This is a genomic window from Thioclava sp. F1Mire-8, assembly GCF_002213165.1.
GTDB lineage: Bacteria > Pseudomonadota > Alphaproteobacteria > Rhodobacterales > Rhodobacteraceae > Thioclava > Thioclava nitratireducens.
Window position 1 is genome coordinate 394469 of sequence record NZ_NBNY01000002.1, and the last position, 13812, is coordinate 408280.

The window sequence follows — 13812 nt, forward strand, 5'->3', positions numbered from 1 at the left end:
ACCGGGGCCTTTTCTTTTGCGGCAGGCGACCCCGAGGTCGAAATGTGCCCGAAATGACGAAAGGCCCCGGGACAGTCCCGGGGCCTTCGCTGGGAGCAGGGGCTGCCCCCGCTCTCCGTCACATCATCCGAAGATTACTTCGCTTCGTATTTCGGAAGCTTCTTCAGTTGCTCTTCGGTCAGACCCGTATGCACGGTGATCGAAGTGTCGTTCTTCAGAACGGTCAGCTCGCTGGCCTTGATCTCGACCGGCTTGGCGCCGATGCCGAGGAAGCCTCCCACGTCGATCACGACGCCCGAGACTTTACCGTCTTTGCCCTGAACCAGTTCGGACACGTCGCCGACCTTGTCGTCGTTCGGGCCATAGACGCCTTCACCACGCAGCGTGTCGGGATCGACCGAAGCCACGTCGACCTTCTGGCCGCTCTCCTTGTCGGCTTGCCCCATGGTGCCCACGGCGGCAGCGGTGCTGTCGACGGCGTCGTCGATCGCGCTCCCGGTTTCGTTCGCGGCTTCCTTGGTCGCTTCGCCAGCGTTGTCAGCAGCGTTCTCGACGGCTTGGCCGGTCGCGTTCGCGGCTTCCTTGGTGTTCTGAGCGGCGTCTTTCGCCATCTCTTGGGTCTTGTCGGCGGCGTTGTTCATCGCCTGCTCGGTGTCCTGCGCGGCGTTCTGAGCAGCGTCGGCAGTGTTCTCGGCAGCGTTGTCCATCGCTTCGCCTGCGTTATCGGCAGCTTTGGCGGTCTTGTCGGCAGCTTCGTTCGCAGCGGCGCCAGCGGCAGCGGCGGTCGCGGTGGCAGCGGCTTCCGCGTTGTCGCCAGCCTTATCCATCTTCTGCGACGCGTCGGCGTTTTCCATCTTGTCGCCGTCCATGTCCGAATCCTGCGACTGCGACGCATCGGCGTTCTGCATGTCTTCGCCGTTGTCGTTGCCGTTCATCTCGCCCTTCGTGTCCGAGCTGAACGCGGTCTGCATTTCGGCGTCGTATTTCGGGGCTTGGTCCAGCTGGTCCTTGCTGCCCTGAGCGACGACGAAATAGGAATTTTCGGTGTCGCCATCGGGAACCAGGTTCAGCGAATCCATCGAGATCGCGACGGTCTTCTCGCCGATGCCGAGGAATCCGCCAACATCGACGAGTACGGCATCGACCTTACCATCGGTGCCGAGCACGACGTCGCTGACTTCGCCGACGTCATCCCAGTTGTCCTGCGCCTCGTTGACCGCGGTCTTGGCGTCGACCTTGTCCTTCGAGATGTACACGCGCTTGCCCATGAGGCCCGAGGCGTTGAAGGAATCCGGAATCGACTTCATGAACATGTCGCCCGACATGCTGGCCGAAGCGTTCGCGTTGGCTTCCGCCTTGGCGTTGGCATTCGCTTTGTCTTCGGCATGTGCGGGCAGGGCAAGCATCAGGCCGATTGCGGTAGTGGTGATGAGCTTCTTCATATCTCGTCTCCCTTTCGAATTAGGCGAGGCGGGTCGGCTTTGCTTTCCGTCACCGCCGCCTCTGATGCACTGAAAACTGGTGAACCCGCGCACAGTTCCTGTGCATGCAAGGGAAAAATTTTTACTTTTTGCGGGAACTAAACACGAATTCGCGACTCGCATCACGACCATGTCATCGCTCGGTTCTGGGCCGTCCAACGAGGCTTGGGCTTTCATGAACGGGCTATGGCGGGCTGGCGCCGCGCGCCCAAAGCGTGGCGTGTGCGGTTTTGTCGTTTTTGTCGCGCGAATGTCGCCCGGATCGGATTGCGTTCGCGAATATGAGGGTCAATCTGCCCCTACGTCCGTATCGGCAAGGAGGCCCCGCGATGAAAACCCATGTGAAAGCTCTGGTCGTCGGTGGCGGCGCGGTCGGGTGCGGTGTCGCCTATCATCTCGCCAAGGCGGGCTGGGACACGCTGCTGATCGAGCGCGACGAACTGACCTCGGGCTCGACCTGGCACGCCGCGGGTCTGTTGCCGCTGTTCAACATGAGCTACGCGACGACCCACATCCACAAATACTCGGTCGATTTCTACAAGACGCTCGAAGCCGAGACCGGGCTGAATGCGGGTTTTGCGATCGTGGGCAACCTGCGCATGGCGCAGACGCAGGAACGGATGGACGAGTACAAGCTCTATTCTTCCGTGGCCGAGACCGCGGACGTCTATCACGAGTTCCTCACGCCTGCGCAGATGAAGGAGCGTTGGCCGCTTCTGAACACCGAAGACCTCGTGGGGGCGCTGTTCCACCCGCAGGACGGCTATATCAATCCCGCCGACGTGACGCAGGCGATGGCCAAGGGCGCGCGCCAGCACGGTGCCGAGATCGCGCGCAAGCTGCAGGTCAACGCTTATCGCTGGACCGGTTCGGAATGGGTCGTGACGCTCGAGAAGATGGTCGAGAAGGGCGGCAACCTTGTCGGCTCCGGCGAAGAGATCGAGATCCGCGCCGAGCATGTCGTGACCTGCACCGGCAACCACGCGCAGCGCACCGCGCGCCTGCTGGGCATCAAAATCCCCGCCATTCCCGTCGAGCACCAGTTCATCGTGACCGATGCCGATCCGGCGCTCGTCAAATGGCGCGCCGAGGGCAACCCCGAGCACCCGGTGCTGCGAGATGCGGATGCGAAATGGTATGTCCGCGAAGAGCGCGGCGGCTGGATCTTGGGCCCCTATGAGCGCAACGCGCCCGCGCGCTTCCTCTACGACGTGCCGGAGAGTTTCCGCGCCGATCTGTTCCAGCTCGATCTGGAGCGTATCGAAGAAGAATACATGTCGATGATCCATCGCTTGCCGAGTTCCGAGGAAGTCGGCCTGAAGGACGATTTCAACGGCCCGATCTGCTACACCCCCGATGGCAACCCGCTGGTCGGCCCGGCGCCGGGCCTGCGCAACATGTGGCTGGCGGAAGGCTTCTCCTTCGGTATCACTGCCGCGGGCGGCACCGGCTATTACCTCGCGCAAATGATGGTCGAAGGCGAGGCCGAGATCGACATGGCCTCGCTCGACCCCAAGCGCTACGGCAGCTGGATGACCACCGAATACGCGGCGCGCAAGAACGAAGAGGCCTATGAGCACGTCTTCATCCTGCACCACCCCGATGAAGAGCGCGAAGCCTGCCGCCCGCTGCGCACCGCCCCCGCCTATGATCGCCAGATCGCGGCGGGCGCGCAGATGGGCCAGACCAACGGCTGGGAGCGTCCGAACTACTACGGGCCCAAGGATGCGCCTTCGAGCTTCGACCATGACAGCCGATCGTTCCGGCGCGGCGAATGGTGGCAATATGCCAAGGCCGAGGCCGAGGCGCTGCGCGACACCGCCGGCCTTATCGATGCCTCCGCCTTCACTAAACACATGGTGCGCGGCCCCGGCGCGACCGCCTTCCTCGATGCGTTCACCTGCAACAAGTTGCCGAAAGTGGGTCGGATCAACCTGACCTACGCCCTGACCGAAGCGGGCACGACCCGCACCGAATACACGATCGTGCGGCTGGCCGAGGATGAATACTACCTGATCTCGGCGGGCGCCTGGACCGATTACGACGGCGACTTCCTGCGCAAATCGATCGAGGATTTCCGCGCGGCGGGAGGCGACTATGTCGATTGCCACGACGTGACCACCCAATGGGGCGTCTTCGCGCTCGCAGGCCCCAATGCCCGCAAGATTCTGCAGGAGGTCGTCAAGGACGCCTATCCGGAGACGGTTCTTTCGAACAAGCGCTTCCCGTGGCTTTCGATGCGCAATATCGAGCTGGGCATGTGTCCGGTCCGTGCCGTGCGCGTGGCCTATACCGGCGAGTTGGGGTGGGAACTGCATCACCCGGTCGAATTCGGCCGCTACCTCTGGGATCTGCTGGTCGAGGCGGGCGAGAAGCACGGGATGAAGCTCGTCGGCGCGCGCGCCCAGAACTGGCTCCGTCAGGAGAAGAGCTATCGCGCCTTCGGCAACGAGCTGGGCCGCGACGCGACCCCGCAGGAAGCCGGTCTCGACCGCTTCATCGACCTCGAGAAGGAGTTTACCGGTAAGCAGGCGATGCTCGACACCGGCATCCGCTCGAAATGCGTGACGCTTCTGATCGACGGGCCGGACGATGCCGATCCATGGGGCAAGGAAGTCATCAAGCGGGACGGCGAGAAGGTCGGGCGTCTGACCTCGGGCGGCTGGTCGGTGGCCTTCGGCAAGCAGATCGGCATGGGCTATGTGCGCCCCGATCTGGCCGAGCCGGGCACCAAGCTGAGCGTGCGCATCCTCGGTGCCGATTATCCGGCGGAAGTGACCGAGGACAGCCCGCACGATCCGACTAACGCACGCATCCGCGTCGACGGCTGAGCCTGTCTCTCGATGGAGATCGCAGAAGGGGGGCGCTGCCCCCCTTTTCGCTGCGCGAATTTACCCCCGGGGATATTTGCGCCAAGGCGAAGAGGACGACGCTTTGCGCCTCTTCGGGCTTGAGAAATATCCCGGGGGAGGCGCGTGTCCCGCGCCGGGGGCGGAGCCCCCTCGCTATCAGCCGTTACCCGCTCACGCCAATGTATTGACGCAGGTCAAGGATTTCGCCCGCGCCCCGTGTCACGCCGCGAGGGACGAAATGCGAAGGAGACCTGCGATGAGCTACAAGGCGAAAATCGACGAGATGCGCAACGAGCTACGCGTGATGAACAAGACGATCCCCGACGCAGTCGGCGGCTTTGGTGTGCTGTCGAAAGCGGTGAAGGAGAACGGGCCGCTCGATGTGAAGACCAAGGAATTCATCGCCCTCGGCATGGCGGTCGTGCTGCGTTGCGAGCCCTGCATCATGTTCCATGTAGAGGCGTTGATGAAAGCGGGCGGCACGCGCGAGGAGCTGGGCGACGTGCTTGCCATGGCGATCCAGATGGGCGGTGGCCCGGGTGTGATGTATGCCGGTCACGCGCTGGCGTGCTGGGACGAGCTGGCCGCCGCGAAAGGCTGAGGCTTCTCCTCTGCGACATGTTGTCAGGCCCGCGCCGGAAAGGTGCGGGCCGTTTCGTTTTATTTTCGACATCACATTGTAAAGGACAGACAGATGAAACGGTTCGCCCCTCTTGCCGCGCCCCTCGCCGCGGCCCTCCTGATCGGCGCCGCTCCGGGCTTCGCGCAGACTGCCCCGGTGCCGGGGCAAGAATTCCTCCTGCAATGGGATCTCGATGGCGATGGTGGCGTCACGCTGTCCGAAGCCCGCGAGCGGCGCGGCGACATCTTCACGATGTTCGACGAGAACGAGGATGACGCCTATTCCGCAGCGGAGATCGCCATGATCGACGAGCATAAGGCAATGGACCGCGCGGCCGGCAAAGGCCCGGGGCATCAGATGCCAGAAGGTATGGGGCAGGGGCCCGGCAAGCGTCAGGGTCAGGGCCGTGCGATGCGCTCGGGGCACGATGTCCCGGCCGCCGAAGGGCTGCGGGCCTTTGATGCGAATGGTGACAGGGTAATCTCGCGCGTGGAGTTCGTGGGCGGTACTGATCGGTGGTTCGCGATGCGCGATCGCAACGGGGACGGCGTGCTGACTAGCGCCGATTTCGGCCCACGGACCTGACCCGGACCCGTTAGGCGAAGCCTCGCCGATGTCAAAAGACGCCCGCCTGTCAGCGATGACAGGCGGGCGTTTGCATGAGAGGCTGGGAAAAAATCACGGGGGAGTGAGCATGGGGATTTCACGCAGGTTCTTCGTCTCGGGCGCGGCCTTGGCCTTGGCGGGCTGCGGCGGCGGGCCGGGCGGCAAACAGGCCAAGCTGATGCGTCCGGCCGTGTTGTCCGCCTCGAACTACCGGGCGAGCGGCATCCCCGCGCGCTTCGGCGATACCGATCCGCATGACTGGGAAGGTCTGGCGCCAGCGCGGTTGCCGGTCCACGGGATCGACGCCGCGCGCTATCAGGGCGAGATCGACTGGCGACGGGCGCGCGCGGCTGGCGTGTCCTTCGCGTGGCTCAAGGCGACCGAGGGCGGCGATCACTCCGATCCCGGTTTCCACATCAACGCGACCCGCGCGCGGGCAGCGGGCGTGCCGGTGGGGGCGTATCACTTCTATTATTTCTGCCGTTCCCCCGAAGAGCAGGCGGATTGGTATATCCGCAACGTGCCGCGCCGGCGGGGGGATCTGCCGCCTGTGCTGGATATCGAGTGGAACCATACCTCGCGCACCTGCCAGCGCCGCCCCGCGGCCCACGTCACCCGCGCCGAGATGCACCGCTTCCTCGCTGCTTTGACGCGTCATTACGGCACGAAACCGGTCATCTACACGACGATCGACTTCTGGCGCGACAACGACCTGTCGCGTTTCTCGGGCTACGAGATGTGGCTGCGCTCGGTCACCGCGCACCCGATGGAGCGCTACCCCGGCGCCGATTGGAGCTTCTGGCAATATAGCGGCACGGGCGTCGTGCCCGGCGTGCCCGGAACGGTGGACATGAACGCTTTCGCGGGGTCTCCGGGCGCGTGGCAAAGCTGGCTCGCCCGGCGGGCGCAGCGGGCGTGACGGGGGCACCTCGCGGGCAGCGGGGATGAAAAAGGGCGACTTGGAGCCGCCCTTGTCATGAGTATAAGCCGTCCGACCGGTCAGGCAGCAGAGTTACCTTGTCCAGGCAGATAGCGCAAAAGGTCGCGCTGCTCGAATGTCGCGCCTTTGTTCGGACCGAAGGTGAATTTCGCGCCGATGGAGATGAAGTCCGAAGCCCCGCCATAGCCCATGTCGAGGTGGCCGACAGTGCCCTTCAGCGTGAAGGCGTCGTTCACACGGTAATCCATCCCGAATGACACGCGGTTGGTGTTGAGGTACGAGACGTTGAAGTTGTCGAGGCTCGCGTTGAACTCGATCCGGTCATTGAGCGTGTAGAACATCCGGAATGTGAAAAATGAATGTCCTCCGAAGCTTGTGCTTCGGAGGACACATGTCTTTCTGAACTGGCGCGGTCGCTTACTGTAGCGAGCGGACGTGGACTTCGCCCTCTTTGCGGCTCTTGATCGCTGCGACGGCGGCGATCGAAGCGGCGGCGGTGGTGAAGTAGGGGATCTTGTCATAGAGCGCGACCGCGCGGATGTCGCGGCTGTCCGAGATCGCCTGACTGCCATCGGTGGTGTTGAAGACGAGGTCGATCTCGTCGTTCTTCAGCCGGTCGACGATGTTCGGGCGGCCCTCATAGACCTTCAGCACCTTCTCGCTTTCCACGCCATACTCGGCGAGCCAAGCGGCGGTGCCGCCGGTCGCGACGATGGTGAAGCCCATCGAGATCAGCGTGGCGGCGGCCTCGGCCAGATCGTCGGTCTTGTTGGAATCCTTGATCGAGAAGAACACGCGACCGCTTTCAGGCAGCACGGTGCCCGCGCCGAGCTGGGCTTTCCAGAAGGCCGACGGGAAGTCGCGATCCCAGCCCATCACCTCGCCGGTGGAGCGCATTTCCGGGCCGAGAAGCGTGTCGACACCCGGGAAGCGGGCAAAGGGCAGCACGGCTTCCTTGACCGAGAACCACGGCGTTTGCGGATCGGCCAGCGTCAGCGGATCGGCGAAGGGCAGCGGCGTGTCGGGGCCGACGCCTTCGGGGTAGGGCGGGCGCGCCGGGAAGGCCGACAGCTTCTCGCCCGCCATCAGGCGCGCCGCGATCGAGGCGATGGCCGAGTCTGTGGCTTTCGCGACGAAGGGCACGGTGCGCGAGGCGCGCGGGTTCACTTCGAGCACATAGATCTCGCCGTCCTTGATCGCGAATTGCACGTTCATCAGGCCGACCACGTTGAGGCCCTTGGCCATCTTCTCGGTCTGCACCTTCAGCTCGGCCACGATCTCGGGGCTCAGCGAGTAGGGCGGCAGCGAGCAGGCGGAGTCGCCCGAGTGGACGCCGGCTTCCTCGATATGCTGCATGATGCCCGCAACATGGACGCTTTCGCCATCGCAGAGCGCATCCACGTCCACCTCGATGGCGCCCGCCAGATAGCTGTCGAGCAGCACCGGGTTGTCGCCCGAGACCACCACCGCCTCTTTGATGTAGCGCTTGAGGTGGTCGAGGTCGCGCACGATTTCCATCGCGCGGCCGCCCAGCACATAGGAGGGACGGATCACCAGCGGATAGCCGACGCGGCCCGCGATCTCGAAGGCCTGCTCGTCGGAGCTGGCAATGCCGTTGACCGGTTGCTTCAGGCCCAGCCGGTTGAGCAGGTCCTGGAACCGCTCGCGGTCCTCGGCAAGGTCGATCGCGTCGGGCGTGGTGCCGAGGATCGGGATGCCTTCGGCCTCCAGCGCGTTTGCGAGTTTCAGGGGCGTCTGGCCGCCGAATTGCACGATCACGCCGTGCAGCGTGCCGTTGTCACGCTCCACCCGCAGGATTTCGAGGACGTGCTCCAGCGTGAGCGGCTCGAAATACAGGCGATCCGAGGTGTCGTAGTCGGTCGATACGGTCTCGGGGTTACAGTTGACCATGATGGTCTCGTAACCCGCGTCGGTCAGCGCGAAACAGGCGTGGCAGCAGCAATAGTCGAACTCGATCCCCTGGCCGATCCGGTTCGGACCGCCACCGAGGATGACCACTTTCTTGCGGTCGGAGGGACGCGCCTCGCATTCGACCTCGCCCATCGCGGGGGCCTCGTAGGTCGAGTACATGTAGGGCGTCTGCGCCTCGAATTCGGCGGCGCAGGTGTCGATGCGCTTGAAGACCGCGGTGACGCCAAGGTTGCGGCGGGCGCGGCGGACCTGCGCTTCGTCGCGGCCAGTCAGCTTGGCGAGACGCGCGTCCGTGAAGCCCATCATCTTGAGATTGCGAAGACCCTTTTCGTCGAGCGGCAGGCCCTTCTTGCGAATCTCGTTCTCGGCCTCGACGATTTCGCGGATGCGGGCGAGGAACCACGGATCGAACGCGGTCGCGTGCTGGATTTCCTCATTGCTCAACCCGTGGCGCATCGCCTGCGCGATCAGGCGCATCCGGTCGGGCGTCTGCTGCGAGATCGCCTTGATGACGGCGGCCTTCTCCGGCGCGCCGTCGATCTCGATCTCGTCGAAGCCGCTGAGGCCCGTCTCCATCGAGGCGAGCGCCTTCTGCACGGATTCGTGGAAGGTCCGGCCGATCGCCATCGCCTCACCCACCGATTTCATCGCCGTCGTCAGTTCCGGCTTGGAGCCTGCGAATTTCTCGAAGGCGAAGCGCGGGATCTTGGTGACGACATAGTCGATGGTCGGCTCGAAGCTGGCGGGCGTGACCTTGGTGATGTCGTTGTCGAGCTCGTCCAGCGTGTAGCCCACGGCGAGCTTTGCCGCGATCTTGGCGATCGGGAAGCCGGTGGCCTTGGAGGCTAGCGCCGAGGAACGCGATACGCGCGGGTTCATCTCGATCACGACCATGCGGCCATCTTCGGGGTTGATCGCCCATTGCACGTTCGATCCGCCGGTCTCGACGCCGATCTCGCGCAGCACGGCGATCGAGCCGTTGCGCATGATCTGGTATTCCTTGTCGGTCAGCGTCAGCGCGGGCGCCACGGTGATCGAGTCACCGGTATGGACGCCCATCGGGTCGACGTTCTCGATGGCGCAGACGATGATGGCGTTGTCGGCGCGGTCGCGTACGACCTCCATCTCGAATTCCTTCCAGCCCAGCAGCGACTCGTCGACGAGGATCTGGGAGACGGGAGAGGCGTCGAGGCCCGAGCGGCAAATGCGCTCGTAGTCTTCGCGGTTATAGGCCACGCCGCCGCCGGTGCCGCCCAGCGTGAAGGCGGGGCGGATGATCGCGGGCAGGCCGATATGCTCCAGCTCGACCAGCGCCTGACGCACACCCTCGTTGACGTCATAGGTGCCGTTCTCACGCTTGGGCGAGGATACGATGGTCGCTTTCGGGTTCTCGAGGCCGATCCGGTCCATCGCCTCGCGGAAAAGCTTCCGGTCTTCGGCCATCTCGATCGCGTCACGGTTCGCACCGATCAGCTCGACGCCGAATTTCTCCAGCACGCCCATATCGGCGAGAGCAAGCGCCGTGTTGAGGCCGGTCTGCCCGCCCATCGTCGGCAGCACCGCGTCGGGGCGCTCAGCCTCGATGATCTTGGCCACGACTTCCGGCGTGATCGGTTCGATATAGGTGGCGTCGGCCAGACCCGGATCGGTCATGATCGTCGCGGGGTTGGAGTTGACGAGGATGACGCGGTAGCCTTCTTCGCGGAGGGCTTTGCAGGCCTGGGCACCCGAATAGTCGAACTCGCAGGCTTGCCCGATCACAATGGGCCCGGCGCCGATAATGAGGATTGACGTGATGTCTGTTCTCTTCGGCATGGGAATCCCCTCTGGTCGCTGCGCAAATTGAGGCGCTTTATACGCAAAGGGTCAGGCGTCGCAAGAGGGTCAGGACGCGATAGCCGGGTTGCGGGATGACGCGAAGGCGCGGGCCCAACCCCGCCAAGGCCGCGCGCGGCGAGGGCGCGACCCGATTTCGGCCCGGTGAGGGGATACCCGCCTATTCGGCAGCCAGCCTGTGTTCCTGTTCGTCGTCGTCCCGATAGAGGTAATCGCGGGTCAGCGGCACGTCGCCGACCTCATGGGCCAGCTGGTACTGGAACACGACCTGTCCGCCATGGCGGAAGGCCATCTCCGAGGCCACGAGGTAGAAGCGCCACATCCGGCAGAACCGCTCGTCATAGAGCGCGACCGCCTTGTCGATATTCGCCTCGAACCGATCGCACCAATGGCGCAGCGTTTCCGCGTAATGCAGCCGCCACACTTCGAGATCGGTGGTGATGAGCCCTTCGTGTTCGACCGCGTTCGACGCTTCGGACATGGCGGGGCAATAGCCGCCGGGGAAGATGTATTTGGTGATGAAATCGGCCGTCGCGCCACCGGGGCCTGAACGTCCGATGAAATGGATCAGCGAGATGCCACCCGGTTTCAGCAACTCGCGTACCTTCGCGAAATATTCCCGGTAATGGGGCACGCCGACATGCTCGAACATGCCGACCGAGACGATGCGGTCGAACTTGTCGGTCACGTCGCGATAATCTGTCAGACGGATGTCGATCTTGTCTTCGAGCCCGGCCTCCTTCACCCGCTTGCGGGCCAGCGCGTGCTGTTCGGTCGAGAGCGTCACGCCCACCACTTTCGCGCCGAAATCGCGCGCCAGCGTCATCGCCATGCCGCCCCAACCGCAGCCGATGTCAAGAATGGTCATCCCCGGTTCGATCAGCAGCTTCTTGGCGATATGGCGTTTTTTGGCCTCCTGCGCCTCCTCCAGCGTCATGTCGGGGCGCTCGAAATAGGCGCAGCTATATTGCCGATCCTCGTCGAGGAAGAGATCGTAGAGTTCGCCCGAAAGGTCATAGTGATGCGCCACGTTGGTGCGGGCCTTGTTGACCGGATTGAACTGCGCGAAACGGCGACCGAAAAAGCGGCTCGCCTCGCGCGGCTTCTCGAACCATGGCATGCCCGAGCCGGTCTGGTTGCGGATTGCGAGCGCGAGAAATCCGCGCAGGTCGTCATCGGCAATCGTATAGTCGCCGTTCATGTAGCCTTCGCCGACACCGAGGTCGGGCCGCAGCACGATCTTCTTCGTCAGTTCCGGGTTGCTCATGGTAACGCGGACCGGATTCCCGGTGCCGTCGCCATAGCGTATGAGGGTTTCGTCAGGATAGACGAGTTCGAGTGTGCCCCTGCGGATCAGGTGGCGCAACATACGGTCGAGAAGCGAGTCCCAAGCTCTCATGCGGTCTCTCCGGATCGTGCCGGGGCTGGCAGGCTCCAGCGTGTGTCTTCACGACGGTAACCTTTGTGAAATTACCAAAGTTCCCGTTCTCACTGAAGTTAACCGAAAATTTACTCTTTTTCGAGCCACGCGCGCGTGATCGGCTCGAGACGTGCCTGTGTTCCTCCGCACAGCTTGACTTTTGCGCTCTCAACGGGTGTATCGGCGCGACTATACGCAATTCTCGATCCGGGAGCCTCCCATGCATGCCTTTCGCAGCCATACCTGCGCCGATCTGAGCGCCGCCAACGCCGGTGAGACCGTCCGCCTTGCGGGCTGGGTCCATCGCGTGCGCGATCACGGAGGCGTGCTCTTCATCGATTTGCGCGACCATTACGGGATGACGCAGGTTTTGTGCGACGGCGACAGCCCGGCGTTCAAGACGATGGAGAAAGTGCGCTCGGAATGGGTGATCCGCATCGACGGCACCGTGAAACTGCGCGACGAGAGCCTGATCAACCCGAAGATTCCGACCGGCGAGATCGAGGTCTATGTTCGCGACATCGAAATCCTGGGTGAGGCCGAGGAACTGCCGCTGCCGGTCTTCGGCGAGCTGGAATATCCCGAAGAGACCCGTCTGTCCTATCGCTTCCTCGACCTGCGCCGCGAGAGCCTGCATGACAAGATGATCCTGCGTTCGAATGTCGTGAAATCCATGCGCAAACGCATGTGGGACGCCGATTTCAACGAGTTCCAGACGCCGATCATCACCGCCTCGTCGCCCGAAGGCGCGCGCGACTTCCTCGTGCCCTCGCGTCTCCATCCGGGCAAGTTCTACGCGCTGCCGCAGGCGCCGCAGCAGTTCAAGCAGCTGATCATGGTCGGCGGCTTCGACAAGTATTTCCAGATCGCACCGTGCTTCCGTGACGAAGACCCGCGCGCCGACCGTTCGCCCACCGACTTCTACCAGCTGGACGTCGAGATGAGCTTCGTCGAGCAGGAAGACATCTTCAACGTGATGCAGCCGGTGATCCAGGGCGTGTTCGAGGAATTCGGCGACGACCGCACCGTCGATCCGAACTGGCCCCGCATCCCCTATGCCGAGGCGATGCTGAAATACGGCTCGGACAAGCCCGACCTGCGCAACCCGATCGAGATGCAGGTGGTCTCGGATCACTTCCGCGACTCGGGCTTCGCCATCTTCGCCAAGCTGCTGGAGCAGGACGGCACCGAGATCCGCGCGATCCCGGCCCCCACGGGCGGTTCGCGCAAATTCTGCGACCGGATGAACAAATTCGCGCAGGAGCAGGGCCTGCCGGGAATGGGCTACATCTTCTGGCGCAAGGGAGAGGATGGCTCGCTCGAAGGCGCAGGCCCGCTGGCGAAGAACATCGGCCCCGAGCGGACCGAGGCGATCCGCGCGCAGCTGGGTCTGGGCGAAGGCGATGCGGCCTTCTTCCTCGGCGGCGCGCCGTCGAGTTTCGAGGGCGTCGCCGGTCGTGCGCGCAACGTAATCGGCGAAGAGCTGGGCCTGACCGACAAGACCAAGTTCAAGTTCGCCTGGGTCGTCGACTTCCCGATGTACGAGGAAGACGACGAGGGCAATATCGACTTCTCGCACAACCCGTTCTCGATGCCGCAGGGCGGCATGGAAGCGCTGGAAGGCGACCCGCTGCAGGTCAAAGGCTACCAGTATGACCTCGCCTGCAACGGTTACGAGATCCTTTCCGGCGCGATCCGGAACCACAAGCTCGAGACGATGTACAAGGCGTTCGAGATCGCGGGCTACCCGGCCTCCGAGGTCGAGAAGCGCTTCGGCGGTATGGTCAAGGCGTTCAAATACGGCGCCCCGCCGCACGGTGGTTGCGCCGCCGGCATCGACCGGATCGTGATGATCCTCGCCGATACCGCAAATATCCGCGAAGTCATCATGTTCCCGATGAACCAGCGCGCAGAAGACCTGATGATGGGCGCGCCGTCGGAGCCGATGAACGAACAGCTGCGCGAGCTGCGCCTGCGGGTTCTTCCTCAAGAAGACTGATCCCGGCGCTATCGTCCGAATCTAAAAGGCCCCGCTCGGGATCGAGCGGGGCCTTTTTCTATTCGCGTCGGAGGAAAGATGCAGCCGCAGCGGAATGTTTTGCGGCGGGTGCCGTGCCAGCCTC

9 protein-coding genes are annotated in these 13812 nt (G+C 63.6%); 5 read left to right on the forward strand and 4 right to left on the reverse strand.

The window, feature by feature from the left end; all coding sequences use genetic code 11:
* Positions 1 to 134 precede the first annotated feature (134 nt).
* A complete protein-coding gene (locus tag B6V75_RS18470) occupies positions 135 to 1442 on the reverse strand; it encodes a PRC-barrel domain-containing protein (RefSeq protein WP_075774116.1) in 1308 nt (435 codons plus the stop codon).
* Between the two features lie 368 nt (positions 1443 to 1810).
* Between B6V75_RS18470 and B6V75_RS10420 the strand changes: the two genes are divergently transcribed.
* From B6V75_RS10420 to B6V75_RS10435, 4 genes are all read left to right on the forward strand, one after another.
* Positions 1811 to 4312 (forward strand): FAD-dependent oxidoreductase, encoded by a 2502-nt coding sequence (locus B6V75_RS10420; protein ID WP_088719639.1) that lies wholly within the window; start codon positions 1811 to 1813, stop codon positions 4310 to 4312.
* A 277-nt stretch (positions 4313 to 4589) separates the two neighbouring features.
* Positions 4590 to 4934, forward strand: a complete 345-nt coding sequence (locus B6V75_RS10425) for a carboxymuconolactone decarboxylase family protein (protein ID WP_075774118.1) — start codon at positions 4590 to 4592, stop codon at positions 4932 to 4934.
* 93 nt (positions 4935 to 5027) lie between these two features.
* Positions 5028 to 5540 carry a calcium-binding protein gene (locus B6V75_RS10430; RefSeq protein WP_088719640.1) on the forward strand — a complete coding sequence of 171 codons (513 nt, stop codon included), beginning with the start codon at positions 5028 to 5030 and terminating at the stop codon, positions 5538 to 5540.
* A gap of 199 nt (positions 5541 to 5739) precedes the next feature.
* Complete coding sequence (locus tag B6V75_RS10435) at positions 5740 to 6480, forward strand: GH25 family lysozyme (protein ID WP_088719769.1); 741 nt, start codon at positions 5740 to 5742, stop codon at positions 6478 to 6480.
* A gap of 80 nt (positions 6481 to 6560) precedes the next feature.
* On the opposite strand, the gene B6V75_RS10440 is transcribed toward B6V75_RS10435, so the two are convergent.
* The 3 genes from B6V75_RS10440 to B6V75_RS10450 all read right to left on the reverse strand — a co-directional run bounded on the left by B6V75_RS10440 (position 6561) and on the right by B6V75_RS10450 (position 11668).
* Entirely contained in the window at positions 6561 to 6842 is a 282-nt protein-coding gene (locus B6V75_RS10440; RefSeq protein ID WP_088719641.1) for a hypothetical protein, read from the reverse strand.
* 76 nt (positions 6843 to 6918) lie between these two features.
* Positions 6919 to 10248 (reverse strand): carbamoyl-phosphate synthase large subunit, encoded by a 3330-nt coding sequence (gene carB, locus B6V75_RS10445; RefSeq protein ID WP_088719642.1) that lies wholly within the window; start codon positions 10246 to 10248, stop codon positions 6919 to 6921.
* Positions 10249 to 10429: 181 nt separating this feature from the next.
* Positions 10430 to 11668 (reverse strand): cyclopropane-fatty-acyl-phospholipid synthase family protein, encoded by a 1239-nt coding sequence (locus B6V75_RS10450; RefSeq protein ID WP_075774122.1) that lies wholly within the window; start codon positions 11666 to 11668, stop codon positions 10430 to 10432.
* A gap of 241 nt (positions 11669 to 11909) precedes the next feature.
* Between B6V75_RS10450 and aspS the strand changes: the two genes are divergently transcribed.
* On the forward strand, positions 11910 to 13688 hold the full coding sequence (gene aspS / locus B6V75_RS10455) for an aspartate--tRNA ligase (RefSeq protein ID WP_088719643.1): 1779 nt from the start codon (positions 11910 to 11912) through the stop codon (positions 13686 to 13688).
* Positions 13689 to 13812: the final 124 nt, after the last annotated feature.

What these genes read in the sequence shown, in the direction of transcription:
- B6V75_RS10450 (WP_075774122.1), bottom strand. Translation starts at nt 11,668, where the DNA reads ATGAGAGCTTGGGACTCGCTTCTCGACCGTATGTTGCGCCACCTGATC.
- carB (WP_088719642.1), bottom strand. Translation starts at nt 10,248, where the DNA reads ATGCCGAAGAGAACAGACATCACGTCAATCCTCATTATCGGCGCCGGG.
- B6V75_RS10435 (WP_088719769.1), top strand. Translation starts at nt 5,740, where the DNA reads ATGCGTCCGGCCGTGTTGTCCGCCTCGAACTACCGGGCGAGCGGCATC.
- B6V75_RS18470 (WP_075774116.1), bottom strand. Translation starts at nt 1,442, where the DNA reads ATGAAGAAGCTCATCACCACTACCGCAATCGGCCTGATGCTTGCCCTG.
- B6V75_RS10420 (WP_088719639.1), top strand. Translation starts at nt 1,811, where the DNA reads ATGAAAACCCATGTGAAAGCTCTGGTCGTCGGTGGCGGCGCGGTCGGG.
- B6V75_RS10425 (WP_075774118.1), top strand. Translation starts at nt 4,590, where the DNA reads ATGAGCTACAAGGCGAAAATCGACGAGATGCGCAACGAGCTACGCGTG.
- B6V75_RS10440 (WP_088719641.1), bottom strand. Translation starts at nt 6,842, where the DNA reads ATGTTCTACACGCTCAATGACCGGATCGAGTTCAACGCGAGCCTCGAC.
- B6V75_RS10430 (WP_088719640.1), top strand. Translation starts at nt 5,028, where the DNA reads ATGAAACGGTTCGCCCCTCTTGCCGCGCCCCTCGCCGCGGCCCTCCTG.
- aspS (WP_088719643.1), top strand. Translation starts at nt 11,910, where the DNA reads ATGCATGCCTTTCGCAGCCATACCTGCGCCGATCTGAGCGCCGCCAAC.